General features: G+C 71.9%; 19 protein-coding genes and 1 pseudogene. 5 read left to right on the plus strand and 15 right to left on the minus strand.

Annotation, left to right across the window (positions count from 1 at the left end):
* Window positions 1–8 precede the first annotated feature (8 nt).
* The 5 genes from DEJ48_RS10525 to DEJ48_RS10550 form a co-directional block, all read right to left on the minus strand.
* The gene (locus DEJ48_RS10525) at window positions 9–1,952 is read right to left on the minus strand and encodes an acyl-CoA dehydrogenase family protein (protein ID WP_150215892.1); all 1,944 of its coding nucleotides are present in this window, start codon (window positions 1,950–1,952) and stop codon (window positions 9–11) included.
* Window positions 1,953–2,029: 77 nt separating this feature from the next.
* Window positions 2,030–2,911: an SDR family NAD(P)-dependent oxidoreductase gene (locus DEJ48_RS10530; RefSeq protein ID WP_150215893.1), complete on the minus strand. Its 882-nt coding sequence runs from the start codon at window positions 2,909–2,911 to the stop codon at window positions 2,030–2,032.
* 152 nt (window positions 2,912–3,063) lie between these two features.
* On the minus strand, window positions 3,064–4,509 hold the full coding sequence (locus DEJ48_RS10535; RefSeq protein WP_150215894.1) for an aldehyde dehydrogenase family protein: 1,446 nt from the start codon (window positions 4,507–4,509) through the stop codon (window positions 3,064–3,066).
* A gap of 413 nt (window positions 4,510–4,922) precedes the next feature.
* On the minus strand, window positions 4,923–6,611 hold the full coding sequence (locus DEJ48_RS10545) for a PucR family transcriptional regulator (protein ID WP_150215896.1): 1,689 nt from the start codon (window positions 6,609–6,611) through the stop codon (window positions 4,923–4,925).
* A gap of 244 nt (window positions 6,612–6,855) precedes the next feature.
* Window positions 6,856–9,030: an ATP-binding protein gene (locus DEJ48_RS10550; protein ID WP_150215897.1), complete on the minus strand. Its 2,175-nt coding sequence runs from the start codon at window positions 9,028–9,030 to the stop codon at window positions 6,856–6,858.
* 241 nt (window positions 9,031–9,271) lie between these two features.
* Here DEJ48_RS10550 and gabT point away from each other — a divergent pair, with 241 nt between their 5' ends.
* The gene (gabT, locus tag DEJ48_RS10555; RefSeq protein ID WP_150215898.1) at window positions 9,272–10,606 is read left to right on the plus strand and encodes a 4-aminobutyrate--2-oxoglutarate transaminase; all 1,335 of its coding nucleotides are present in this window, start codon (window positions 9,272–9,274) and stop codon (window positions 10,604–10,606) included.
* 462 nt (window positions 10,607–11,068) lie between these two features.
* Window positions 11,069–11,749 carry a phosphatase PAP2 family protein gene (locus tag DEJ48_RS10560; protein WP_317850908.1) on the plus strand — a complete coding sequence of 227 codons (681 nt, stop codon included), beginning with the start codon at window positions 11,069–11,071 and terminating at the stop codon, window positions 11,747–11,749.
* Here DEJ48_RS10560 and DEJ48_RS10565 read toward each other — a convergent pair.
* The 8 genes and pseudogenes from DEJ48_RS10565 to DEJ48_RS10600 all read right to left on the minus strand — a co-directional run.
* Window positions 11,703–12,710, minus strand: a pseudogene (locus tag DEJ48_RS10565) (chitinase); the annotation flags it as partial. The gene DEJ48_RS10560 and the pseudogene DEJ48_RS10565 overlap by 47 nt on opposite strands.
* A gap of 259 nt (window positions 12,711–12,969) precedes the next feature.
* On the minus strand, window positions 12,970–13,446 hold the full coding sequence (locus tag DEJ48_RS10570) for a hypothetical protein (RefSeq protein WP_150215901.1): 477 nt from the start codon (window positions 13,444–13,446) through the stop codon (window positions 12,970–12,972).
* Window positions 13,447–13,553: 107 nt separating this feature from the next.
* A complete protein-coding gene (locus DEJ48_RS10575) occupies window positions 13,554–14,972 on the minus strand; it encodes an NAD(P)/FAD-dependent oxidoreductase (RefSeq protein ID WP_150215902.1) in 1,419 nt (472 codons plus the stop codon).
* Between the two features lie 40 nt (window positions 14,973–15,012).
* Complete coding sequence (locus DEJ48_RS10580; protein ID WP_150215903.1) at window positions 15,013–15,816, minus strand: ABC transporter permease; 804 nt, start codon at window positions 15,814–15,816, stop codon at window positions 15,013–15,015.
* Complete coding sequence (locus DEJ48_RS10585; RefSeq protein ID WP_150215904.1) at window positions 15,816–16,751, minus strand: ABC transporter permease; 936 nt, start codon at window positions 16,749–16,751, stop codon at window positions 15,816–15,818. Before DEJ48_RS10585 ends, DEJ48_RS10580 begins: the two co-directional genes overlap by 1 nt.
* On the minus strand, window positions 16,748–17,908 hold the full coding sequence (locus tag DEJ48_RS10590) for an ABC transporter ATP-binding protein (RefSeq protein ID WP_150215905.1): 1,161 nt from the start codon (window positions 17,906–17,908) through the stop codon (window positions 16,748–16,750). Before DEJ48_RS10590 ends, DEJ48_RS10585 begins: the two co-directional genes overlap by 4 nt.
* A 159-nt stretch (window positions 17,909–18,067) precedes the next feature.
* Window positions 18,068–19,318 (minus strand): spermidine/putrescine ABC transporter substrate-binding protein, encoded by a 1,251-nt coding sequence (locus DEJ48_RS10595; protein WP_150215906.1) that lies wholly within the window; start codon window positions 19,316–19,318, stop codon window positions 18,068–18,070.
* Between the two features lie 69 nt (window positions 19,319–19,387).
* Window positions 19,388–20,890 (minus strand): gamma-aminobutyraldehyde dehydrogenase, encoded by a 1,503-nt coding sequence (locus DEJ48_RS10600; RefSeq protein WP_150215907.1) that lies wholly within the window; start codon window positions 20,888–20,890, stop codon window positions 19,388–19,390.
* Between the two features lie 177 nt (window positions 20,891–21,067).
* Here DEJ48_RS10600 and DEJ48_RS10605 point away from each other — a divergent pair, with 177 nt between their 5' ends.
* Complete coding sequence (locus tag DEJ48_RS10605) at window positions 21,068–21,646, plus strand: NADAR family protein (protein ID WP_150215908.1); 579 nt, start codon at window positions 21,068–21,070, stop codon at window positions 21,644–21,646.
* A 13-nt stretch (window positions 21,647–21,659) separates the two neighbouring features.
* Here DEJ48_RS10605 and DEJ48_RS10610 read toward each other — a convergent pair whose 3' ends face one another.
* Entirely contained in the window at window positions 21,660–22,976 is a 1,317-nt protein-coding gene (locus DEJ48_RS10610) for an MFS transporter (protein ID WP_317850909.1), read from the minus strand.
* 76 nt (window positions 22,977–23,052) lie between these two features.
* Between DEJ48_RS10610 and DEJ48_RS10615 the strand changes: the two genes are divergently transcribed.
* On the plus strand, window positions 23,053–24,372 hold the full coding sequence (locus DEJ48_RS10615; protein ID WP_150215909.1) for an aminotransferase class I/II-fold pyridoxal phosphate-dependent enzyme: 1,320 nt from the start codon (window positions 23,053–23,055) through the stop codon (window positions 24,370–24,372).
* On the opposite strand, the gene DEJ48_RS10620 is transcribed toward DEJ48_RS10615, so the two are convergent.
* On the minus strand, window positions 24,356–25,186 hold the full coding sequence (locus tag DEJ48_RS10620; protein WP_190537318.1) for a DUF4190 domain-containing protein: 831 nt from the start codon (window positions 25,184–25,186) through the stop codon (window positions 24,356–24,358). The two genes, DEJ48_RS10615 and DEJ48_RS10620, sit on opposite strands and share 17 nt — an antisense overlap.
* A gap of 124 nt (window positions 25,187–25,310) precedes the next feature.
* Here DEJ48_RS10620 and DEJ48_RS10625 point away from each other — a divergent pair, with 124 nt between their 5' ends.
* Window positions 25,311–26,372: an adenosine deaminase gene (locus DEJ48_RS10625; RefSeq protein ID WP_150215910.1), complete on the plus strand. Its 1,062-nt coding sequence runs from the start codon at window positions 25,311–25,313 to the stop codon at window positions 26,370–26,372.
* The last annotated feature ends 10 nt before the right edge of the window (window positions 26,373–26,382 follow it).

Here is a 26,382-nt window from a genome sequence, read left to right on the forward strand (position 1 = left end):
TTGCCCGGTCACCCTTCCTTGATCACCCTGCGCACATCCGGCCGCGGTGTGTCCGGCAGCGCGGTGTCCGCGATCCACGGACCGTCCCCCGAGGGATCGACGACCCCTTCCTCCAGCCAGGTGTACGTCCCCGAGAGGACGCCCTTGACGACCTTGCGGTCCAGGTCGTCGGTGTTGGTCCACAGCCGGCCGAAGAGCTCCTCGATCCGGATGCGGGACTGGCGGCAGAAGGCGTCGGCCAGTTGGTACGCCTCGCGGCCGTGGTCCTCGGTGGTGCGCAGGAGTTCGGCGCGCACGCACGCCGCGCTCATCGCGAACAGCTCGGCGCCGATGTCGACGACACGGCCGAGGAAGCCCTGCTTGGACTCCATCTTCCCCTGCCACCGGGACATGGCGTAGAAGGTGGAGCGGGCCAGCTTGCGGGCGCCCCGCTCCACGTAGCGCAGATGGCCGGAGAGGTCGGGGTGCCCGTCGGGGTGGAACTCGGCGTACGACCGCGGGAGTTGACCGGGCCCCGCCACCAGCTTCGGCAGCCACTTGGCGTAGAAGCCGCCCGCCCGCGCGCCCGCCTTCGCCTTGTCGGACAGGGTCTTGTCGGGGTCGATGAGGTCGCCCGCGACCTTCAGGTGGGCGTCCACCGCCTCGCGGGCGATCAGCAGGTGCATGATCTCGGTGGAGCCCTCGAAGATGCGGTTGATACGCAGGTCGCGCAGGATCTGCTCGGCGGGGACGGCGCGTTCGCCGCGGGCCGCGAGGGACTCGGCGGTCTCGAAGCCGCGGCCGCCGCGGATCTGGACGAGCTCGTCGGCCATCAGACAGGCCATCTCGGAGCCGTACAGCTTGGCGAGGGCCGCCTCGATGCGGATGTCGTTGCGGTCCTCGTCGGCCATCTGCGAGGAGAGGTCGAGCACGGCCTCCAGCGCGAAGGTCGTCGCCGCGATGAAGGAGATCTTCGAGCCGACCGCCTCGTGGAACGCGACGGGCTTGCCCCACTGCTCACGCGCGGCCGACCACTCGCGGGCGATCTTCAGACACCACTTGCCCGCGCCCACGCACATGGCGGGCAGCGAGAGCCGCCCGGTGTTGAGCGTGGTCAGGGCGATCTTGAGGCCCGCACCCTCGGCTCCTATGCGGTTCGCGGCGGGGACCCGCACGTTGTGGAAGCGGGTCACGCCGTTCTCCAGGCCGCGCAGCCCCATGAACGCGTTGCGGTTCTCCACCGTCACACCCTCGGACGCCGCCTCGACGACGAACGCGGTGATGCCGCCCTTGTGGCCATCGGACTTCGGCACCCGTGCCATGACGACGAGCAGATCCGCGACGACGCCGTTGGTGGTCCACAGCTTCACGCCGTCCAGCACGTAGTCGTCGCCGTCGGGCACCGCCGTCGTCGCGAGACGCGCCGGGTCCGAACCGACGTCGGGCTCGGTGAGCAGGAACGCGGTGATGTCGGTACGGGCACAGCGGGGCAGGAACGCGTCCTTCTGCTCCTGGGTGCCGAAGATCTTCAGGGGCTGCGGTACGCCGATCGACTGATGCGCGGAGAGCAGCGCGCCGATCGCGGGGCTGGCGGAGCCGACCAGGGCAAGGGCCTTGTTGTAGTACACCTGCGTGAGACCGAGCCCGCCGTACTTCGTGTCGATCTTCATGCCGAGGGCGCCGAGCTCCTTGAGGCCGTTGAGGACCTCGTCGGGGATCTTCGCCTCGCGCTCGATGCGGGCCGCGTCGATCTTCGTCTCGCAGAAGTCGCGGAGCTTGGCGAGGAACTCCTCGCCGCGCTGCGCGTCCTCGTCGGGCGGCATCGGGTGCGGGTGGACGAGGTCGAGACGGAATCGGCCGAGGAAGAGTTCCTTGGCGAAGCTCGGCTTGCGCCAGTCCTGTTCGCGGGCGGCCTCGGCGACCTGCCGGGCCTCGCGTTCGCTCACGGACGGTTTGGGGGTTGGTGCGGACATGAGGAGCTCACCTCGCCGCGGAGTGGGGCCGTCGGGCCGGTCGGCCCGATCGTGACCCGGTCGGTTACTGACTGGTGCTACTGGATCGTTGGTACCCGATTCGCCCCGCTCCTACCAGTCCTCGCGCAGCCTTCGCTCCCCCGGCGGAGGCCGAGGAGACGGTGGGTCAGCTCCATCAGGCGGGCCCTGGCCCCGGTGTCGTACGCCTGCTCGTGGGCCCGGGCGTCGGTGTACTGGTCGAAGTAGCGGCCGGTCGTGCCGCCGAGTTCGGGGTCGACGAGGAGCCGCACGGTGGGGCGCACCCCCTCGTCGACGCCGACGAGCGGGTCGAGGCCGTACGCCCGCACGCCCTCGGTGTCCATGAGGTGCGCCGGATGGAGGGCGTTCACGGTGACGCCGGTGCCCTCCAGCTCGACGGCGAGTTCGAAGGTCGCCATGATCATCGCGAGCTTGCTGCGGCAGTAGGCGCGCAGCCCTTCGTAGCCGTCCTCCAGCATGACGTCGTCGAAGTCGACCGCCTCCTGTCCGATCGAGGCGACGTTGACGACGCGGGCGGGCGCGGACGCGGTGAGCAGGGGCAGCAGTGCGCGGACGAGGGCGTAGGGGGCGAGGTGGTTCACGGCGAACCGCAGCTCGTGCCCCTGCGCGCTGAACTCCCGCCGGAGGGGTTCGGCACCGCCGCCCGCGACGGCGTTGTTGACGAGCCCGTCGAGCCGGGGTTCGGCGGCGGCGATCTCGGCGGCCAGCGCGCGCACCTGGTCGAGGTCGGCGAGATCGGCGAGGTAGGTGCGGACGGGGGCGCCCGGGGCGTGCTCCCGCACCTCGGCGGCGACGGCGTCCAGGCGGGCGCGGTCGCGGCCGTGCAGGAGGACGGCGTGGCCGCGGGCGGCGAGGTCGAGTGCGATGCCGCGGCCGAGGCCCTGGGTCGCGCCGGTGACGAGGGTGGTGTGTCGGTCCATGCCCTCTACGGTGGCGGCGCGGTGCGGCGGGTGGGGAGAGCGTGCGGAGCCTGGTGTCACGACCACCAGGCAGGCCCTGGGGCCAGGGCGTACGACAACGGCCGGAGCCCCCGCACAGTGGGCTCCGGCCGTCGGACTCGGGACGCTCTGTCCTACAGGGCGAGGCCCGTCAGGACCATGACGCGCTCGTACGTGTAGTCGTCCATCGCGAAGCGGACGCCCTCGCGGCCCACGCCGGACTGCTTCACGCCGCCGTACGGCATCTGGTCGGCGCGGTAGGAGGGCGCGTCGCCGATGACCACGCCGCCGACCTCCAGGGCGCGGTGCGCGCGGAAGGCGGTCTGGAGGTCGTGCGTGAAGACGCCCGCCTGGAGGCCGTACTTGGAGTCGTTGACGGCGTCGAACGCCTCGGCCTCGCCGTCCACCTTCTTCAGGGTGAGGACGGGACCGAAGACCTCCTCGCAGGCGATGGTGACGTCGGCCGGTACGTCGGCGAGGACGGTCGGCGCGTAGGCGGCGCCGTCGCGCTTGCCGCCCGTGAGCACCTTGGCGCCCGCCTTCGCGGCCTCGTCGACCCAGGACTCCACGCGCTTGGCGGCGTCCTCGTTGACCAGCGGGCCGACCTCGGTCGCCGGGTCGGACGGGTCGCCGGTGACCTGGGCCTCGACGGCCTTGACCACGCGCGGCACGAGCCGGTCGTACACGGACGCGTCCGCGATGACCCGCTGCACGGAGATGCAGGACTGGCCGCCCTGGTAGTTGGAGAACGTGGCGATGCGCGAGGCGGCCCAGTCGAGGTCCTCGTCGGAGGAGTAGTCGCCGAGGACGACGGCCGCGCCGTTGCCGCCGAGCTCCAGGGTGCAGTGCTTGCGCGGCACCGAGTCCATGATCGCGTAGCCGACCTTCTCGGAACCCGTGAAGGAGATGACCGGCATCCGCTCGTCCTGGACGAGGGCGGGCATCTTGTCGTTGGCGACCGGCAGAATGCTCCACGAACCGGCGGGCAGGTCGGTCTCGGCGAGCAGCTCGCCGAGGATCAGACCGGAGAGCGGGGTCGCCGGGGCCGGCTTGAGGATGATCGGCGCGCCGACGGCGATGGCCGGGGCGATCTTGTGCGCGCAGAGGTTCAGCGGGAAGTTGAACGGCGCGATGCCGAGGACGACGCCCTTGGGGAAGCGGCGGGTCAGGGCGAGGCGGCCCTGGCCGCCGGCGTCGGTGTCCAGACGCTGGGCCTCGCCGCCGTTGAAGCGGCGGGCTTCCTCCGCGGCGAACCGGAAGACGGAGACGGCGCGGCCGAGCTCGCCGCGGGCCCACTTGATCGGCTTGCCGTTCTCGGCGGAGATCAGCTGGGCGATCTCCTCGGTGCGCTCGACCAGGCGGTTCGAGACGTGGGCGAGGGCGGCGGCGCGGACGTGGGCGGGGGTGGCGGCGAACTCGTCGCGCACGGCGTGGGCGGCGGCGACGGCTTCCTCGACCTGTGCGTCGGTCGGTACGGCGGCCTTGCCGACGACCCGGCCGTCCCAGGGCGAGGTGACGTCGAACGTGGTCTCGCCGGTGGTCTGGCGACCGGCGAGCCAGAAGGCGTGGATGGAAGTCATGTCGATTCCCGGCCCTTCCGCGGTGGTGTGTCTTGGGGGGGGTACGTACGTTCCTCACGGTAGGGGTACGTGGGGGCGGCGGCGTTTGTCCTACGCGGAGTACTGGCCGGGGGCCTTGTGCCGCTCTGTATGTGTCGCGGGGCGTCGGCCCGCCGGGGGCGTTCTTTGGCCGCGGGCCGGTGGGGGGTTTCGCGCAGTTCCCCGCGCCCCTGGGTAGGGGGGCCTTCGTCCTTGGCCGCGGGCCGGTGGGGGTTTTCGCGCAGTTCCCCGCGCCCCTGATCAGGCGCCCCCCGGCCTTTGCCGTTGCCCCGCACCGGGGCGGGTGTGTTCTCCTGCCGGCCGGTGGGGGCTTGGCGCGCCGTTCCTCGCGCCCCTGATCAGGCACCCCCGCCCCTGGCGAGGTGCGGGTGGCGTCAGTCCGTGTTTGTGGATGTTGCCTTGAGGGAGAGCCAGAGCTCCATGCGGACGTCTGGGTCGTCCAGGGAGCGGCCGAGGATTTCTTCCACTCGGCGCATGCGGTAGCGGAGGGTGTGGCGGTGGACGCCCAGGTCGGCCGCCGCCGCGTCCCACTGGCCGTGGCGGGAGAGCCAGGCGCGGAGGGAGGCGACCAGGTCGCCACGGCCCGTCGCGTCGTGTTCGTGCAGCGCGCGGAGGAGGCCGTCCGCGAACGCCCGCACCGCGTCGTCCGCGAGGAGCGGCAGGACGGACCCCGCGGCGAGTTCCTCGTGCTCGACGAGTGCCCGGCCGCGCCGCCGCGCGACGGACAGCGCCTGTTCCGCCTGCTTGTACGCCGTCGCCGCGGCGATCGGTCCGGCCGGGGCGGACAGGCCCATCACCAGTTCGCCCTCATCCCCGGAGGGGGTGGCGTCACGTCCCGCCGCTCCCCGGCCCGCCTCCAGCGCCGCCGCGTACTCCGCGCACGCCCGCACACCCGCGCCGCCGTCCACGACGAGCAGCACGAGCCGCTCCCCGTACGGGACGACGAGCAGCGCTTCGCCGGAGCGCGCGGCCGCCGCCTCGACGACGTCGACGAGTCCGGCGAGCGGGTCACCGTTCCCGGAGGCGTCGGCCACCGCGGCGAGCACCGCGGCGGACGCGGTGCCGGGCCGCGCATCGCCCGCTCCGTTGTCCTCCGCGCCCGCCCGCACCCGCGCCGCGGACGCGGACGCCACCTGCGCGACGACGAGGCGGAACGGTGCGTCGAGGAGGCCGCCGTACAGCTCGCCGGCCACGGTGCGTGCGTGGTCGGGTTCCCCGGCCAGCAGCATCCGCAGGACCGCCGCGCCGATCCGCTGTTCGGCGGCGTGCAGGGAGCGGGAGCGCTCGGTGGTGAGGGTGAGGAGGGCGATGGCGGAGTGGACCGCGTAGCGTTCGGCGGTGCCGAGGGTCGACGCCGTGCCGACGGCGAGCGCCGCGCGCGGCCTGCGTCCCGTGCCGAGCGAGTGCAGCTCCACGCGGTCCTCGGCGCCGGCGACGACGGAACTGGCGGGCGCCGGGCGCTCCCTGAGGCGCTCCACGTCGGCGGTGACCCGCGCGGCCCTGCGGTTGGCCCACTCGGGCGCGGCGGCGACGACGGCGCCCGACGCGTCGTACAGCGCGGCCCACCCGTCGACCTGCCCGGCGAGGGCGAGCAGCAGTCCCTCGGGACCGTCGCTCAGCGCCTGCTTCGTCAGCTCGCGCTGGGCGGCGAAGCCCGCCGTCACGGCGCGGTACTGCTCGGCGGCGATGGCGGCGGACACGGCCTTGCTGATGGCGAGGAACGGGGTGCGCCGCGGCACCTCGATGAGCGGCAGGTCCGCGTCGGTCGCGGCGTCGACGAGGGCGCGCGGGATGTCGGGGTAGTGGACGCCGACGGCGAAGCCGAGGCCGACGACCCCGGCGCCGGCCAGCCGCTTCACGTAGCGCCGCATGGCGTCCGGGTCCTCCGCGTCCAGCTTGAGCGCGGTGATCAGGAGGAGTTCCCCGCCCTCCATGTACGGCACGGGGTCGGCGAGCTCGCTGGCGTGCGCCCAGCGCACGGGGGCGTCCAGGCGTTCCTCGCCCGCGCGCACGGTCAGCTTGAGCGCGGAGTGGTGGACGAGCGAGGCGAGCGTGGGCGGCATGGGACCTTCAGGTCTGCGGCAGGCGGGGCGGGTCGGTTTCCCGGCCCCCGGTTCGCGGGCGCCGGATGTGGATCTTTTGGCCGGTCCGTATGAACGACCTGTGTCGATTCTGCCTCACCGTACGGTGCCGCAGAGACCGAACTCCCCGTACGTGTGATCCGGGGACGTGTGGTCCGGCGCGTTCTCCGCGCCGGACCTTCCGGGTGCCCCGTCCACGCCGCTTCAGGCCGGGCCCCGCGCCGCTTCAGGAGCGCAGGTCCACCAGGAGCGGGGGCGCGTGCTCCCCGCGTACGTCCGTCAGGGACAGCACCGCGTGCCCCGGCGGCACCCCGTGTGCCAGCTCCGACGCGGACCAGCGTTCACGCTCGACCTGACGGACGGTGACGGCGCGGGCCGTCGGCGCGTTGCCGGTGATGACACGGCGCAGCATGTGCACGGTTTTGCCGAGTGGGGTCTCGGCGATGATCTGCCGGTCCGTCACATCGCGCGCTTCCGTCCACTCCTTGCCCCAGACCTCCGCGAAGTCCTGGCCGTCCCACGGCGTGAGCCCGGAGAGCGCCATGCGGCAGCCGATCGCGCCGAGCAGCGGTGTGCGCAGCGGACGGGGTACGTCGTCGAGCGTACGCAGGGTCATGACGACGCCCGCGTTGGCGGACCGCAGTCGCTGGACCCGGCGTACGGATTCCGGGGTGACCGTGCCCGACGCGTCGTCCAGGACGAGGCAGGCGAAGAGCGAGCGGTCCTCGCGTCCGGCGGCGACCGCGGTGAACTGGGCGAGGACGAGCCGGGCCAGGATCCGCGAGGCGTCGGCGTGCCCGCGCTCGGGGAGGTCGATGCGGACCCGTACGGGGTGGTCGAGGGCGCGCAGCGAGAACGGGGTGCTGCGGCCCGAGGTGTCGAAGAACGGCGCGAAGGCGGGGCGGTCCAGGAGCGCGATGCGGTCGGCGAGGACCGCGCCCGGGTCGCCGGGGTGGCCCAACTGGCGTTCGCGGGCGTCGAGTTCCCTGATCATCGCGTCCTGCCCCGCCGACTGCAGTGCCTTGCGCAGGGCGGCGAGCGGGCCGGGCGACCCGTCGAGCAGGGCGCGCAGCTCCGGCACCGAGGGGAAGCGCCGGTGGACGGCGAGGAAGGGGCCGAGGAGCTGGGCGAGGCAGGTCGTGGAGCGGCGGCTGTCACCGCTGGGGTGCGGGTCGACGAGGTCGCCGACGAGGGCCTCGGCGAGGACGGCCGCGGCCTCGTCCGGGTCGTTGGTGCCGCCGTACAGGTCGAGGTCGTACACGGAGTCGGGCTGCCCGATCCGTACCACCACGTCGTAGTCCTCGGCGGGCCCGAGCCCCGCGCCCGCCGCCCCGACGACCACCACGGCGGCCCGCCCGGCGAGTGCGCCCAGGCACAGCGACTCGGCGAGCGGCCACACCACGCGGGCGGTCTTGCCGGAGCCGCCGGGGCCGACGGCGAGCAGGGAGGTGCCGAGCAGGTCGGGGCCGAGGGCGAGCCCGGTGCTCCGGTAGGCGTAGGGGTTGCGGGGGTCGTCGGCCGTCGTCCCGAGGCGCACCTGCGCCGTGGCGAGGTCGTGGCGGGCGGCCCGCGCGGGCAGGTCCCGGTCGCCCGAGGGGTGCGGGCAGGCGCGGGCGCCGTCGCGCACGACGGCGTCGGTGAAGACGTGCAGCGGGCTGCGCCCGGCGCGCACGGACCGCCAGGCCCGCGCGATCCGGGCGTGGTCCACGTCCCGCATCAGCCCGGCCCGCGCGTCGGCGGCGAGCCGGTCGGCGGCGGCCTCCGCACCCGCGGCCCGCAGCTGCGGCCAGCGGGCGGGGTCCTCCTCGGGGGCGGGCGGCGGTGGGGGCGCGTCCGGGCGGCGCAGCCGGGGGGCGACGAAGCGGCGCCAGACCTCGCCCCAGCGGCCGAGCCTGCCGACGCCGATCATGATGGCGAACGCGATGAGGGTGTAGTAGCCGTACCAGACGACGGCGTTGCCGACCTTGTCGCCGGTGTACAGCCAGGCGTCGGGCAGGAACAGCTCGATCGGCAGGACCCACCAGCCGCCGAGGTACCCGTTCCACAGCAGCGACCAGAGCAGCCAGCCGACCAGGAACGAGATCAGGGCGCCGCTCAGCAGCTGCCGCGTCGGGACCATCTCCGGCTCGAGCTCCGGCCGCGGCTTGTGCGCGAACCGCCAGATGCCGGGCAGGGCGGCGGGGCGCGGCGCGCGCAGCCAGGCGAGGAAGGCGGCTCCGTCGGGCAGCGGCGGCGCTCCGGGGGCCTGCGCGGGCCGGGGCGGCAGACCGGCCGCCGGGCCCGGCGCGCTCTGCGACCGCTGTGCGGGCGCGGGCGGTACGGCCCCCTGCGGAGGCGACGCCGGGCGCGGCACCGGCGTCGCATGCGTGCCCTGCGCGTCCTGCGTGCCGTCGGAATCCACGATTCTTGCCCCCTGGCCTGCCGCTCTCCTGGTTCGCGGGTCAATCTAGTGCCCCTGCGGGGCGAGCTCACCGGATACGCGCCCGGCGATGAGCCCTCCGCTATGTCCACCACGGACAACCGCCACGCCGAACGACTCCCCCATGGAGCATGCCCACCCCCTGGCGCCGCCCCTAACCTGCGAAGAAAGCAGTAGAGCGTCCGTATCGTCGCCCCACCCCCGTCAGCAACAGGAGCCCCTCATGACTGCCCTTCCGCAGGAGCGCCGCGTCGTCACCGCCATCCCCGGTCCGAAGTCGCAGGAGCTGCAGGCCCGCCGTACCGCCGTGGTCGCCGGTGGCGTGGGCTCCGTGCTGCCCGTGTTCGCCGCGCGCGCGGGCGGCGGCATCATCGAGGACGTCGACGGCAACCGTCTGATCGACTTCGGTTCCGGTATCGCCGTGACGTCCGTCGGCGCCTCCGCCGAGGCCGTCGTGCGCCGGGCCTCCGCCCAGCTCCAGGACTTCACCCACACCTGTTTCATGGTCACGCCGTACGAGGGCTACGTCGCCGTCGCCGAGGCGCTGGCGGAGCTCACGCCGGGTGACCACGAGAAGAAGTCGGCGCTGTTCAACTCCGGTGCCGAGGCCGTCGAGAACGCCGTCAAGATCGCCCGTGCGCACACCAAGCGCCAGGCCGTCGTCGTCTTCGACCACGGCTACCACGGCCGCACCAACCTGACGATGGCGCTGACCGCCAAGAACATGCCGTACAAGCACGGCTTCGGCCCGTTCGCCCCCGAGGTCTACCGCGTGCCGGTGGCGTACGGCTACCGCTGGCCGACGGGTGCCGAGAACGCCGGCCCCGAGGCCGCCAAGCAGGCCATCGACATGATCGCCAAGCAGGTCGGCGCCGAGAACGTCGCCGCGATCATCATCGAGCCGGTGCTCGGCGAGGGCGGCTTCATCGAGCCGGCCAAGGGCTTCCTGCCCGAGATCGTGAAGTTCGCCAACGACAACGGCATCGTCTTCGTGGCCGACGAGATCCAGTCCGGCTTCTGCCGTACGGGCCAGTGGTTCGCCTGTGAGGACGAGGGCATCGTCCCGGACCTCATCACCACCGCCAAGGGCATCGCGGGCGGTCTGCCGCTCGCCGCCGTGACGGGCCGCGCCGAGATCATGGACGCCGCGCACGCGGGCGGCCTCGGCGGCACCTACGGCGGCAACCCGGTGGCCTGCGCCGGTGCGCTCGGCGCCATCGAGACCATGAAGGAGCTCGACCTCAACGCCAAGGCGAAGCACATCGAGTCGGTCATGAAGACCCGGCTGACCGCCATGGCGGAGAAGTTCGACATCGTCGGCGACATCCGCGGTCGCGGCGCGATGATCGCCATCGAGCTGGTCAAGGACCGTACGACCAAGGAGCCGAACCCCGAGGCGACCGCCGCGCTGGCCAAGGCCTGCCACGCCGAGGGCCTGCTCGTGCTGACCTGCGGCACGTACGGCAACGTGCTGCGCTTCCTGCCGCCGCTGGTCATCGGCGAGGACCTGCTGAACGAGGGCCTGGACATCATCGAGGGTGCGTTCGCCCGCGTCTGAGCGGCCGCGATCGCCCGGAGGGACGCCTCCCGCACCGGGCGTGACCGTCGGGGCGTGTGAAGAAGGTGTGCGGGCCCCATGACGGGTTGCTGTTCCGTCTGTCGGCCCGCCATCCGCTGCCGTACGGTTTCTGCAGATGAGAGAAACACCCGCTCACAGGGGACTGTGGGCGGCACCACGACGGAGCCTCCCCAGCCTCGTCCTGGTCGTGCCCTAGCGCACACACCCGGAGCTCTTGGCTCCGGAACTCCTCACCGATCGGACGGCCGCTCGCCCCACACCCCCCGGGGCGCGCGGACCCCCGATCCGGAAGACCGCTTCGGAGACTCCCCCCGACGGACCCGCGTGAGCAGGTCCCCTCGGACAGTCCGGGCCGGTCGGCCACCGAAGGGCCGGCACACTCCCCCCCTTGTGCCGGCCCTTCGGCATGTCCGGACCTCGTGCCGTGTCAGGCTGTGGCGCATGTCCGCAACCCCGGCCCCGCGGCGGCCGGCCCTCGCCCTCTCGCTGTGCGTGGTCCTCTTCGCGCTGCTCACCTGGCAGGTCGTCGTCGAAGGACCGCTGCGCCGCGCCGACGAGCGTGCGGCGCGCGCCCTCGCCGGGAGTCGACTGCCGGACGGTGCCGCCGAGTTCCTCGCCGACCTCGGCAACGCCACGGTGGCCGTGCCGGTGCTGGTCGCCGTGGCCGTGTACACCGCGTGGCGCGCGCGGCGCGGCGGTGCGTTCCGGTGGTGGCTGCCCGCGGTCGCCGCGCTCGTCGCGATGGCCGCGGTGCCCGTGCTCGTCGCACCGCTGAAGGCGGTCATCGACCGCCCCGGCCCGCCCGGCATGGCGGGCGACGGCGGCTTCTACCCCTCCGGCCACGCGGCGACGGCCGCCGTCGCCTACGGAGTGGCGGCGCTGCTCCTGCTGCCGCTGCTCCGTGGCGCGTACGGCCGCCGCGAACTGGTCATCGGATGCTGCCTGTTGAACGTGGCGGTCGGGTTCGGGCTCGTGCGGCGCGGCTACCACTGGCCGCTGGACGTGGTGGCGAGCTGGTGCCTGGCCGCGGTGCTGCTGCTGGCGATGGTGCTGTTGGTCGGCCGGACGGCGCCGGTCAGCCGAAGTACCGGTCGAAGTTCTTCGAGAACTCCCAGTTGTTGAAGCGGTCCCAGTTGATCGACCACGTCATGAGGCCGCGCAGGTCCGGCCAGGTGCCGTGGGGCTTGTACGAACCGCAGTTGCTGCCCTTGGTGAGGCAGTCCAGGGCCTTGTTGACCTCGCCCGTGGACACGTGGCCGTTGCCCGCGTTGACGGAGGCGGGCATGCCGATGGCGACTTTCTGGGGCGGCAGCGGCGGGAAGACGTTGTTCTTGTCACCCGCCACGGGGAAGCCGGTGAGCAGCATGTCGGTCATCGCGATGTGGAAGTCCGCGCCGCCCATGAAGTGGTACTGGTTGTCGAGGCCCATGATCGGGCCCGAGTTGTAGTCCTGGACGTGGAGCAGCGTCAGGTCGTCGCGCAGGGCGTGGATGACGGGCAGGTACGCGCCCGCGCGCGGGTCCTGACCGCCCCATTTGCCGGTGCCGTAGAACTGGTACCCGAGCTGCACGAAGAAGGTCTCGGGCGCCATGGTGAGCGTGAAGCCGGCGCCGTACTTGGCCTTGAGGGTCTTCACCGCGGAGATGAGGTTGACGACCACCGGGGTCTTCGGGTTCTTGAAGTCGGTGTCGTTGGCGTCGAGCGAGAGCGAGTGGCCCTCGAAGTCGATGTCCAGGCCGTCGAGCCCGTACTCGTCGATGATCTTCGAGACCGAGGCGACGAAGGTGTCGCGGGCCTGCGCCGTCTTGAGCTGGACCTGGCCGTTCTGGCCGCCGATGGATATCAGGACCTTCTTGCCCGCGGCCTGCTTGGCCTTCACCGCGGCCTTGAACTCGTCCTTCGTCTCGACGTTCGGGCACTCCGTCCTGGGACAGAGGCCGAAGCGGATGTCACCGGAGGTCGCGGAGGTCGGTTCGCCGAAGGCGAGGTCGATGATGTCCCAGCTGTCGGGGGTGTCGGCGAGCCGGGTGTAGCCGGAGCCGTTGGCGAAGCTGGTGTGCAGATAGCCGACGAGGGCGTGGTCGGCGGCGACGGACGGTCCCGCGGCCCGTGGTCCGGCGTCCCGGGGTTCGGGGGCCGCCGTCGCACGGGTCGAGAGCAGGCCGGACGCGGCGAGCGCGCAGGCCGCGACGGCGACCACTGCGGCACGTCTCACGCGGCTCGCGGGGCTGGTTCGGGGCAACGAAGAGCGATCCACAACTGCCTCCGGGCATGGGGGGATTGGAGGGCGGGTCGCGCATAACTTGGTCCAGACCAATTGAGTTGTCAAGGTTTCCGGCAGCTCACGTCCCGCCGTCGTGACCGTCGCCCGCCAGCCGTGCGGCCGCCTCGTGCATCGCGAGTTCGAGCACCCCGGGGTCGGTCAGCGTCCCCGAGCCGTCCGGCGGGACCAGCCAGCGGACGCCGCCCGCGGCCCGGCCCGGATAGGGCACGACCACCCAGGTGCCGCGCCCCGCTCCCCGCACCCCCGTGCCGAGCCACCGCGAGACCGTGCCCGGCGGCACGAAGAACCCCATGCGTTCGTCGCCGAAGTCGGCGAGCACGGGGCCGGGCCGGTCGACGCAGCGGGTCAGCACGTCGAGCGTGGGGTAGCCGAGCTCACCGGGCAGGATCAGCACGTCCCAGCGCCTCCCCGCCGGCAGGAGCGCGACCCCCAAGGGGTTGCGCTCCCACTCCCAGCGGCAGGCGTCCGGTTCCGGTGCCACCGACACCAGCCAGTCGATCGCCGACCTCTCCCCCGAGTCACCCGAGCCAGTCATGGCAGGACCTTCCTTCCCTGTGCGGCAACATGCGCGTCACAGGGGAGAGAGGCCACGGGCCGGAGCATTACGCGGGTTTCGGCGGCCAGTTGTCACGGCCGCACGCCTCAGCTGTCGAAGCCGAGGCCCAGCTTGTCCATCGTCTTCAGCCAGAGGTTCCGCCTGCCGCCGTTCGCGTCGGAGCGGGCCAGCGACCACTTGGTCAGCGCGACACCGGTCCACGCGAACGGCTCGGGCGGAAACGGCAGCGGCTTCGTCCGCACCATCTCCAGCTCGGTGCGCTCCGTCCGCTCGCCCGCGAGCAGGTCGAGCATCACGTCGGCGCCGAACCGCGAGGCACCGACGCCGAGGCCCGTGTAGCCCGCCGCGTACGCGACGCGCCCCTTGTGGGCCGTGCCGAAGAACGCCGAGAACCGCGAGCACGTGTCGATCGCGCCGCCCCACGCATGGGTGAAACGGACCCCCTCCAGCTGCGGGAAGCAGGTGAAGAAGTGCCCGGCCAGCTTCGCGTACGTCGCGGGCCTGTCGTCGTACTCGGCGCGCACCTTCCCGCCGAACGGGTAGATCGCGTCGTAGCCGCCCCACAGGATGCGGTTGTCGGCGGAGAGCCGGAAGTAGTGGAACTGGTTGGCGCTGTCGCCGAGGCCCTGGCGGTTCTTCCAGCCGATCGCCGCCAGCTGCTCGTCGGTCAGCGGCTCGGTCATCAGCGCGTAGTCGTAGACCGGCACGGTGTACGGGCGCAGGCGCTTGACCAGCGAGGGGAAGATGTTCGTCGCGAGGGCGACGTGGCGGGCGAAGACCCGGCCGTACGGCGTGCGGATGGCCATGCCCGCGCCCGAGGAGGCCAGTTCCAGCGCGGGCGTGTGCTCGTAAACGCGTACGCCCTTCTCCAGGCAGGCCCGCTTCAGGCCCCACGCCAGCTTCGCCGGGTGCAGCATGGCGACGCCCTCGCGGTCCCAGAGGCCGCCGAGGAAGGTCGGCGAGTCGACGTGTTCGCGCAGCGCGTCCGCGTCCAGGAGCTCGGCGCCCCCGGCCAGTCCGTGCTCCGCCATCTCCTCGTACATCTCGCGGAGTTCGGCCATCTGGTGCGGCTCGGTGGCGACATCGATCTCGCCGGTGCGCTCGAAGTCGCAGTCGATGGAGTACCGCTTGACGGCCGCCTCGATCTCGTCGAGGTTGCGGGCGCCGAGCTCCTCCAGCTGCGCGATCTCGCCGGGCCAGCGGGACAGGCCGTTGGCGATGCCGTGGGTGAGGGAGGCGGCGCAGAAGCCGCCGTTGCGGCCGGACGCGGCCCAGCCCACCTCGCGGCCCTCGACGAGGACGACGTCGCGCTCCGGGTCGCGCTCCTTGGCGATGAGCGCGGTCCACAGGCCGCTGTACCCGCCGCCGACGACGAGCAGGTCGCAGCGCTCGTCGCCGGTGAGGGCGGGCTCGGGGGCGGGCCTGCCGGGGTCGTCCAGCCAGAACGACACCGGCTTGGCGCCGGAGAGGGACTCGGTGAAACGGGTCATGGCACCAGGGGCCATGATTTCCACTCCTTCAGGTGTTACCGGGCAGTGCCGGGTATTACCGGGGCTGCTTGTTGCGGCGTTTGCCGATGAGCATTCCGGAGAGCACGAGCAGGACGGCGACGAGGAACATCGCCGTACCGATCACATTGATCTGAACGGGCGTGCCCCGCTGTGCCGATCCCCAGACGAACATGGGGAAGGTCACAGTCGAGCCCGCGTTGAAATTCGTGATGATGAAATCGTCGAAGGAGAGCGCGAAGGCGAGCAGCGCGCCCGCCGCGATGCCGGGTGCGGCGATCGGCAGCGTCACCCGCAGGAACGTCTGCACGGGACCGGCGTAAAGGTCCTGGGCGGCCTGTTCCAGGCGCGGGTCCATCGACATGACGCGCGCCTTGACGGCGGTCACCACGAAGCTGAGGCAGAACATGATGTGGGCGATGAGGACCGTCCAGAAGCCGAGCTGCGCGCCCATGTTGAGGAACAGCGTGAGCAGCGAGGCGGCCATGACGACCTCCGGCATCGCCATCGGCAGGAAGATCAGCGAGTTGATGGCGCCGCGCGCGCGGAACCGGTAGCGCACGAGCGCGAAGGCGATCATCGTGCCGAGCACGGTCGCGCCGATCGTCGCCCAGGTGGCGATCTGCAGGCTCAGCGAAAGCGATCCGCACATGTCGGCGACACCGCACGGGTCCTGCCACGCGTCGAGCGAGAATTCCTGCCACGAGTAATTGAAACGGCCCTTGGGTTTGTTGAAGGAGAAGACCGTGACGACGATGTTCGGAAGGAGCAGGTACGCGAGCGTCAGCAGGCCCGCGATGACGATGGCATTGCGCCGGAGCCAGCGGAAGAAGGCGGCCATCAGACGAGATCCTCCGTCCCCGACTTGCGGATGTAGAAGGTCACCATGAAGAGGATGGCGGCCATGAGGATGAAGGAGAGTGCGGCGGCCGTCGGGTAATCCAGAATGCGCAGGAACTGCGTCTGGATGACGTTGCCGACCATGCGGGTGTCGGTGGATCCGAGCAGGTCGGCGTTGACGTAGTCACCGGCCGCCGGAATGAAGGTGAGCAGCGTTCCGGAGACGACGCCCGGCATGGAGAGCGGGAACGTCACCTTGCGGAACGTGGTGGACGGCTTGGCGTAGAGGTCGCCCGCGGCCTCGTGCAGCCTGCTGTCGATGCGCTCCAGCGAGGTGTAGAGCGGCAGGATCATGAACGGCAGGAAGTTGTACGTGAGTCCGCAGATCACCGCCAGCGGTGTGGCGAGGACCCGGTCGCCGGCCGTGATGCCGAGCCAGCTGGTGACGTCGAGGACGTGCAGGGAGTTGAGGGCGCCCACGACCGGGCCGCCGTCGGCGAGGATCGTCTTCCACGCCAGCGTACGGATCAGGAAGCTGGTGAAGAACGGCGCGATGACCAGCACGAGGATGACGTTGCGCCAGCGGCCCGCGCGGAACGCGATGAGGTAGGCGAGCGGGTAGCCGAGCAGCAGGCACAGGACGGTGGCGGCGCCCGCGTAGAGCACCGAGCGCAGGAACTGCGGCCAGTAGTCGGTCAGGGCGTCCCAGTAGGTGGCGAAGTGCCAGGTGACCTTGAAGCCCTCTTCGAGGGAGCCGGTCTGCACGGAGGTCGACGCCTGGTAGACGAGCGGCAGCGCGAAGAAGACGATCAGCCAGAGGATGCCGGGGAGCAGCAGCCAGTAGGGGACGAGCCGCCCTCGCCTGCGCGGCTTGCGCGCGGGTGGCTCCTCGGGAGCGGGCGCCGTCGGCGGTGGTGCGTCGGTCACGGTGGTCATGCGGAGGCGTCCTCCTCGACCTTCTCGACGCCCGCCGCGACGTCCTGGGAGGCGTCGAGGCCGAAGGTGTGGGCGGGGTTCCAGTGCAGGACGACCTCGGCGCCGGGGACGAGGCGGGTGTCGCGCTCGATGTTCTGCGCGTACACCTCGAAGGAGGGGCAGACGGGGCTGCGGACGACGTACTGCGTCGATACGCCGATGAAGCTGCTGTCGGCTATGCGTCCGGTGATGCGGTTGCGGCCCCCGGGGATCTGTCCGGCGTCGTCGGCGTGGCTGAGGGAGATCTTCTCCGGGCGCACACCGACGAGGACCTTGCCGCCCGTGGCGGTGGGGCCGCTACATCGTGCGACGGGCAGCGTCAGCTTGCAGTCGCCCGCCTTGACGACCATGTCGTCACCGCTGCGCGCATCGACATCCGCCTCGATGAAGTTCGACGTGCCGAGGAAGTTCGCGACGAACGTCGTGCGCGGGTTCTCGTACAGGTCGGCGGGGGCGCCGAGCTGCTCGACGCGGCCGCCGTTCATCACGGCCACGGTGTCGGCCATGGTCATGGCCTCCTCCTGGTCGTGCGTGACGTGCACGAAGGTGATGCCGACCTCGGTCTGGATGCGCTTGAGCTCCAGCTGCATCTGACGGCGCAGCTTCAGGTCGAGGGCGCCGAGCGGCTCGTCGAGGAGGAGCACCTTGGGGTGGTTGATGAGGGCGCGGGCGACGGCGACGCGCTGCTGCTGGCCGCCGGAGAGCTGGTGCGGCTTCTTGCGGGCGTGCTCGCCGAGCTGCACCAGGTCGAGCATGTCGCCGACCTGGCCCTTCACGGACTTGATGCCGCGCCGGCGCAGCCCGAAGGCGACGTTCTCGAAGATGTCCAGGTGCGGGAAGAGCGCGTACGACTGGAAGACCGTGTTCACGGGCCGCTTGTACGGCGGCAGGGCCGTGACGTCCTGGTCGCCGAGGTGCACGGTCCCCGAACTGGGCTCCTCCAGGCCCGCGATCATGCGGAGCGTGGTGGTCTTGCCGCAGCCGGACGCGCCGAGCAGGGCGAAGAACGAGCCCTGCGGCACGGTGAGGTCGAGCGGCCGCACGGCGGTGAAGGAGCCGTAGGTCTTGCTGATCCCGGCGAGACGGACGTCGCCGCCGGTTTCTTGAGCAGAGGTCATGGTGTGGTCCAGGGGGGAGTCGAGGGGCAACGGGAGGTGCCGTTCAGGGGCGCGGGGCTGTGACATGTGCGGCTCCGCCGTGGGGCGCGACGAGCCACGACGGGCCCGCAGGCAAGAAGACGGGCCCGCAGGCAAGAAGCGGCCTCGTCCGCCGGAGCGTCACGCGCCGGTCAGCTTCGCGAACTTCTCTTCGTACGCCGTCTCTTCCTTCGGCGTGAGCGACCGGAACGCCCGGGACTTCTCCTTCATCTCCTTGTCGGGGATGATCAGCGGATTCGACGCGGCGTCCGCGTCGATCCTCGCGAGCGCGTCCCGTACCCCGTCGACCGGGCAGACGTAGTTGATGTACGCGGCGAGGCGGGCCGCGGGCTCGGGCTCGTAGTAGTAGTCGATGAGCCGCTCGGCGTTCTTCTTGTGCCGTGCCTTGTTCGGGACCAGCAGGTTGTCCGTGGACGTGATGTAGCCCTGGTCGGGGATGTGGAAGCCGACGTCGGGGCTGTCGGCCTGGAGCTGCACGATGTCGCCGGCCCAGCCGAGGCAGGCCGCCATGTCGCCCTTGGCGAGGTCGGACGTGTAGTCGTTGCCGGTGAAGCGCCGGATCTGCTTCTTGTCGACGGCCTTCTGGAGGCGGGCGATGGCCGCGTCGAAGTCGTCGTCGGTGAAGTCCGCGGGGTCCTTGCCCATGTCGATGAGCGTCATGCCGACGGTGTCGCGCATCTCGGAGAGGAACCCGACGCGCCCCTTCAGCTTCGGGTCATCGAGCAGCTGCGACACCGACGTGATCTCTCTGCCGCCGGTCGCCTTCTTGTTGTACGCGATGACGGTGGAGATGCCGGTCCAGGGATACGAGTACGACCTGCCGGGGTCCCAGTCCGGGTCACGGAACTGGGCGGAGAGATTCGTGTACGCGTGCGGCAGGTTGGCCGGGTCCAGTTTCTGGACCCACCCGAAGCGGATGAGCCGGGCGGCCAGCCAGTCGGTGACGCAGATGAGGTCGCGTCCGGTCTCCTGGCCCGCGGCGAGCTGCGGTTTGATCTTGCCGAAGAACTCGACGTTGTCGTTGATGTCCTCGGTGTACTTGACCGTGATCCCGGTGCGTTTCGTGAACGCGTCCAGGGTGGGCCGCCGGTTCTCGTCCTTCTCGTCGACGTCCATGTACTCGGTCCAGTTGGAGAAGCTGACGCGCTTCTCCTTCGCCGAGTGGTCGTCGGACGAGACCTCGCCCTGGCTCTTGCCCGCCGCGGGGATGCCGCAGGCGCTGAGTGCCCCGAGGCCGCCGATCGCGAGCGCGCCGCCCGTGGAGGCGCGCAGCAGGGTACGGCGGGTCAGGGCGGCCCTGCCGTTCCGGTAGCTGCGGTGCATGGCGGCCAGTTGGGCCGGACTGAGGCGGTGTGGCTCGTACTGCTCCATGCGCGTGGTTGCCCTTTCGGGAGGAAGGCGGCCGCCGGTCACGCGGCCCGCGACGACGTGGCTGCGTGACTACCGGTCCCCGAAGATCGTGCGGTGCCAGTCCTTGCGGACGACCGCGGTGTTGTCGAACATGACGTGCTTGACCTGCGTGTACTCCTCGAAGGAGTACGCGGACATGTCCTTTCCGTAGCCGGACGCCTTGTAACCGCCGTGCGGCATCTCGCTGAGGATCGGGATGTGGTCGTTGACCCACACGCAGCCCGCCTTGATGTCGCGGGTCGCGCGGTTGGCGCGGAACACGTCGCGGCTCCAGGCGGAGGCGGCGAGACCGTAGGGGGTGTCGTTGGCGAGCCGGATGCCCTCGTCGTCGCTGTCGAAGGGCAGCACCACGAGGACGGGGCCGAAGATCTCCGACTGCACGATCTCGCTGTCCTGGGCGGCGTCGGCGATCAGGGTCGGCTTGTAGTACGCGCCGGGGTGCTGGAGCGCCTCGCCGCCGGTCACCACGCGCGCGTAGGAGCGGGCCCGGTCCACGAACCCGGCGACGCGGTCGCGGTGCGCGTGCGAGATGAGCGGCCCCATGTCGGTGCTCGGGTCGAACGGGTCACCGAGCCGCACGCTCTCCATGAGGTCGGCGACGCCCTGCACGAAGGCCTCGTAGAGGGGGCGCTGCACGTACGCGCGCGTGGCGGCCGTGCAGTCCTGCCCGGAGTTGATGAGCGCGCCGGCGACCGCGCCGTGCACGGCGGCGTCGAGGTCGGCGTCGTCGAAGACGACGAAGGGCGCCTTGCCGCCGAGCTCCAGGTGCAGCCGCTTGACGGTGGCGGTGGCGATCTCGGCGACGCGCTTGCCGACGCCGGTGGACCCGGTGAAGGACGTCATGGCGACGTCGGGGTGCCCGACGAGGTGCTCACCGGCGTCCTTCCCGGCGCCCGTGACGATGTTGACGACGCCGTCGGGGATGCCGGCCTCGGTGGCGGCCTGCGCGAAGAGGAGGGAGGTGAAGGGGGTGAGCTCGGCGGGCTTGAGGACGATGGTGTTGCCCGCGGCGATCGCCGGGAGGACCTTCCAGGCGGCCATCTGGAGGGGGTAGTTCCAGGGGGCGATGGACCCGACGACGCCGATGGGCTCACGGCGTACGTACGAGGTGTGGTCGCCGGTGTACTCCCCGGCCGACTGGCCCTGGAGGTGCCGGGCCGCGCCCGCGAAGAAGGCTGCGTTGTCGACGGTCCCGGGGACGTCGAACTCGCGGCTCAGCTTGATCGGCTTGCCGCACTGCAGCGACTCGGCCTGCGCGATCTCCTCGGCACGCTCCGCGAGGACGCCGGCGAACCGGTGCAGGGCGTCGGAACGCTCGCCCGGGGTGGCGCCCGCCCAGCCGGGGAACGCCTCGGCGGCCGCGGCGACGGCGGCGTCGACGTCGTCGGCCCCGGCCAGCTCGTACGTGTAGACCTCGTCGCCCGTGGCGGGGTCGACGACCGCGTGGGAGGCGCCGGACGTCCCCTTGGTCAGCCGCCCGGCGATGTACTGCGCACCGTCCGCGAAGTGGTCCCGCGCCTGGAAGTTGTGCATGACGCTCTCCTCCGCCGCCCGCCCCGTCCCGCGGGGGTCGGCGTAGCTCCGGATCGATTTGAGTGCCGATCCTGACAGAGCAGTGATAGTCCAACAAGTGATTCCGTTGTTGCCTTTTGGTTACGCGACGGAATCTGTCGACCAGGTGTCGAGTCGACCCCGAAAACCCAGGACGGAATGTCAGTGGTGCGTGCCAGACTCGCGTGCATGACGAAGATCGACTCGGTGGAGGCGCTGGTCGGCGCGGTGCGCGCGGGCGAGAAGGTGACGTACCTGCGCTTCTGGGGCCACACCCCGCGGCGGGACGGCACGCTCGGCCCGAGCTGCCTGAGTCAGTGGTGGCCGTCGCCGTTCACGGTGGACGGCGTGGAGTACGCGACGGCGGAGCACTGGATGATGGCGGCCAAGGCCCGCCTCTTCGACGACGCGGACGCGGAGCGGGCGGCCCTCGCGGCCCGCACGGCTGCCGAGGCGAAGAAGGCGGGACGGCTCGTCCGGGGCTTCGACGACGCGATATGGGCACGCGAGCGCTTCGGCATCGTGGTCGAGGGCAGCACGCACAAGTTCGCGTCGGACCCCGCGCTGCGGGACTTCCTCGTGGGCACGGGTGAGCGCGTCCTGGTCGAGGCGAGCCCCATGGACCGCGTCTGGGGCATCGGCCTGGCGGCCGACGACCCCCGCGCGGAGGACCCCGAGAAGTGGCGGGGGCCGAACTTGCTGGGATTCGCGCTGATGGAGGCGCGGGGCCGGATCTGAGGGACGGGGCTGCTCATCTGGTGCGCGGGGCCACCACGGCGTCCTCCGCCACGGACTCGCCCGCCCCGGCCCCGTCGCCCTGCCGGTCAAGCCGCCTCCGTACGAGACGGCTCTGCGCCGCCACCGTCACGATCACCCCGGCGCCGAGGACCGGCCAGGCGAGCGGGCCCGCCGCGATCACCGCGGTGACCAGGAGCGGCCCGCCGCTGCGCTGGGCCGACGAGGACAGGCCGTGGACCCCGAGGTAGGCGCCCTGGGCGTCGCCGGGCGCGAGCGCGATCGAGAGCTCCCAGGACGCGACGGCGTGGAGTATCTCCGCGAAGGTCAGGGCGATGGCGGCGACCGTGAGGGCGGCGACGGCGAGCCCCGTGCCGCCGAGCGTGGAGGCGGTCAGGGCGGCGCAGCCGACGACGAAGCACGCCGCGAGGGGGACCAGGAGCGCGCGGGCCCGCTCCGGAGTGCTGCCGAACCGGGACAGCGGGACCTGACAGCAGACGACCAGCACGCAGTTGAGCACCATGAGGAGCGGCGCGAGGCCGTGCGGGGCGTCCGTGGCGTGCACGATCCACAGCGGGATGCCGACCTGGAGGACCGCGTCGTCGAGGAAGAGGGCCGCCTCGGTCACGGTGAAGAGCAGGTAGGAGCGGTCGCGCCACGGGTTGGAGGGCGGGGTGCCAGGGGCGGCTCTCGGTCCGCGTGCGGTCGTGGAGGCGGTGACCACGCGGGACGGCGACGGAGGTTCGGCGCAGCGCGGGGTGAGGGCCGCGGCGGCGAGGAAGCTGACCACGTTGCCGAGGAGCAGCGCCTGGTAGGCGTGGGTGGTGCCGACGGCGAGGGCCAGCGCGCCGGCCAGACCGCCGATGGCCCAGCCCGCGTTGGAGACGGTGCGCTGGACGGCCTGGTACCTGGTGCGGTCCGGGCCCGCGATGCGGGCGGCGTACAGCTTGGTGAGGACGTTGGCGCCGCGGTCGGCGAGGCTGTTGACGGCGGAGTACAGCAGGAGCAGCGCGAAGTCGTCCGTCGTGAGCAGCGCCAACAGCGCGACTGCTTGCTGGAGTTGGGCGCCGATGAGGATGCGGGTGACCGGGAAGCGGTCGGCGAGGTGACCCGCGAGCGGCGCGCCCGCGATGCCGACGGCGCCCGAGACCCCCAGGAGCACGCCGACCTCGGCGACGGAGAGCCCGGTGATCAGGGTGAAGTAGAGGGCGGCCGCCCCCATCCAGAGACCGGTACCCATCTTGTTGATCAGGGCGATCCAGAGCATGCGGCGGCCGTCGGCACCTCCCGGTATGCGTGCGTACAGCGCGGACCGCTTACGAGTGAGGCTCACCCATCCCCCTTGTCCGGCAGACGACTTGGCGACGTCGACTTGACGCGAAATTTTGTACCGGTACATAATTGTTTACGTGGCAGCACAATATGTGATCAGTGGCTCGACCGCCAAGGGAATCACCGCATCGGTCGAACAGGCCGTGGCCGACGGCGGCTTGGCGCCGGGCGCCGCGCTGCCTCCGGTGCGCAGGCTCGCCGACGAACTGGGAGTCAGCGCGGGCACGGTGGCGACGGCCTACAAGGAACTGCGGCAGCGCGGCATCGTCGTGACGCGCGGCCGGGGCGGAACGGTCGTGGCGCAGGCCCCCGCTGTCGGGACCCGCAGGCCGCCGAAGGCGCCGCCGGGGGTGCGCGACCTGGCGGGCGGGCATCCGGATCCGGAACTGCTGCCGGTCCTGCTGCCGCCCGCCAGGGTGGAGCCGGTGAACGGCTCGCACCGCGGGTCGCCGCGCCTCGCCGGCCTTGAGGAACGGACCCGGGAGTGGTTCGCGCGGGACGGAGTCCCCGACTCCGGCGTGACCTTCGCGCACGGCGCGCTCGACTGCATGGCCCGGCTGCTCTCGGTGGAGCTGAAACCCGGCGACACGGTGGCCGTGGAGGACCCCGGCTTCCACCATCTCCTGGACCTCGTACCGGCGTTGGGGCTGCGCATGGTGCCGGTGGCCGTCGACGACGAGGGCATCAGGCCGGAGGCGCTGCGCGGGGCGCTGCGGGCGGGCGCGCGGGCGCTGGTGTGCAGTCCCCGGGGGCAGAACCCGGTGGGCGGCCACTTCACCGCCGAGCGGCGGGACGCGCTGCTCGACGCCCTCGCGGGGCATCCGGACGTGCTCGTGGTGGAGGACGACCACAACGCGGAGATCGCGGGGGCGGCCCCGTACTCACTGGCCACGGGCGGGCTCCCGCGCTGGGCGCAGGTGCGGACCGTCTCCAAGCACCTGAGCGTCGACCTGCGGTGGGCGGCCCTCGCGTGCGACCCCACCACGCTGGCCAGGCACGAGGGGCGGATGCTGCTCACCTCGGGGTGGGTCAGCCACGTACTGCAGGAGACGGTCGAGCGGACGATGGCCGACCCGGCGGCCCGTGAGGTGGTGCACCGGGCCGAGCGTGTCTACGGCGAGCGGCGCGAGGCGCTGATCCGCGAGCTCGCGGGGCACGGGATCGCGGCGCGGGGGGCGAGCGGGATGAACGTGTGGGTGCCCGTGCGGGACGAGTCCGCGGTGGTCAACGGGTTGCGGTCGCGCGGGTGGTGGGTGGCCGCGGGGGCGCGGTTCCGCATCGCCGCGCCCACCGCCGTGCGCATCACCACGTCCGCGCTCGGGGCGGCGGACGCCGGGCGTCTCGCCGCGGACTTCGCCGCGGTGCTCGGCGAGTCGGAGGCTACGTACGGGGGGTGATTCCGACGGTTCCGGTGGCCGAACCGGCCGAATAGCCCGAGTCGTCCCGATCGTTCCGCGTGGACCCCGCGCCGGAGTCCTCGTCCGGCACCACGATGAGGATCACCAGCAGCGCCACGCCCAGGACGATGCCCGCGGCTCCGCAGATGATCCCGGCGAGGGCCTGCCCGCCGTTGGTCGCCTCGCCCCGCCGCGCCTTGCCGCGTCCCACCGCGCCGAAGATCACCGCGAGGATGCCGAGGACGATCGCCAGCGGCCACAGGCAGAAACCGACGGCGGCGACGATCCCGAGGACGAGTGCGCTCACGCCCATGCCGTTCGCGGGGGTCATGGGCATGGCGGGCCAGCCGTACCCGGGATAGCCCTGGAAGCCCTGATATCCCTGGCCTTGATACCCCTGGCCCTGGTATCCCGGCCCCTGATAGCCCTGGCCCGGGTACCCGTAGGGCATCTGCCCCGGTGGCCCGTACGGCATCTGCCCGGGCCCGTCCGGCGAGACGGGCGGCGGCGGCACGGGCTCGCCGGGCGCCGCGAAGGGGTTGCCCATGCCGGGCGGCACACCCGGCGGAACACCGGGCTGCCCACCGGCCATCGGAGGCGCGGGCGGCTGCGGCACGGCCCCCGGCATCGACGTCACCGTCCACTGGTCATGCACCGAAGGCGGCGGCCCGAGCGGAGCTCCGGGCGCACTCCGCGCGTCCTTCGCCGACCCGTCCTCCGCGGGCGGCGCCCAGGGATCGCGTTCCTCCGGCGCCCCCGCGCCATCCGCGCCACCCACCCCGGGCACGGAGTCGTCCTCGGACTTCGCGGACATGACGGGTCACCTCTTTCGTACGTTCCGTCATGCTACGGCCCCCGCTTTACCCGCGCCGACCGCCGCCTACGATGATCCCCGACCCATCGATCAGCCGATCAAACCCGTTCCTGGGGAGGAAACCGTGACCGAGCAGCAGAACGCAGCCGCGCCCGCCAGAGACCCGCACGCCTTCATCGCAGGACTGCCCAAGGCGGAACTGCACGTGCACCACGTCGGCTCGGCCTCCCCCCGGATCGTCTCCGAGCTGGCCGCCCGGCACCCCGACTCCTCGGTGCCGACCGACCCCGAGGCGCTCGCCGACTACTTCACGTTCACGGACTTCGCGCACTTCATCAAGGTCTACCTGTCCGTCGTGGACCTGATCCGCACCCCCGAGGACGTGCGCCTCCTCACTTACGAGGTGGCCCGCGACATGGCGCGGCAGAACGTCCGCTACGCCGAGCTGACCATCACCCCGTTCTCCTCCGTGCGCCGCGGCATCGACGACCGCGCGTTCATGGCGGCCATCGAGGACGCCCGCAAGGCCGCGGAGGCCGAGTTCGGCACCGTGCTGCGCTGGTGCTTCGACATCCCCGGCGAGGCCGGGCTCGAGTCGGCCGAAGAGACGTTGCGGCTCGCCGTCACCGACGGCCTGCGCCCCGAGGGCCTGGTCTCCTTCGGGCTCGGCGGGCCCGAGATCGGCGTGCCGCGCCCGCAGTTCAAGCCGTACTTCGACCGGGCGATCGCGGCGGGCCTGCACTCGGTCCCGCACGCCGGCGAGACGACGGGCCCCGAGACCGTCTGGGACGCCCTGATCCACCTGGGCGCCGAGCGCATCGGCCACGGCACGACCTCCGCACAGGACCCGGGGCTCCTCGCCCACCTGGCCGAGCACGGCATCCCGCTGGAGGTCTGCCCGACCTCGAACATCGCGACCCGCGCGGTCAGCACCCTCGACGAGCACCCGATCAAGCAGTTCGTCGAGGCCGGGGTGACGGTCACGATCAACTCCGACGACCCGCCCATGTTCGGCACGGACCTGAACAACGAGTACGCCGTCGCGGCCCGTCTCCTCGGCCTCGACGAGCGCGGTATCGCGGCCCTCGCGAAGAACGCCGTCGAGGCGTCCTTCCTCGATCCGGCGGGCAAGGCGCGGATCGCCGCCGAGATCGACACGTACACGGACACGTGGCTCGCGCCGTAATTCACGCACC

The sequence above is a fragment of the Streptomyces venezuelae genome (genome assembly GCF_008642315.1).
In the GTDB taxonomy this organism is placed as follows: domain Bacteria; phylum Actinomycetota; class Actinomycetes; order Streptomycetales; family Streptomycetaceae; genus Streptomyces; species Streptomyces venezuelae_D.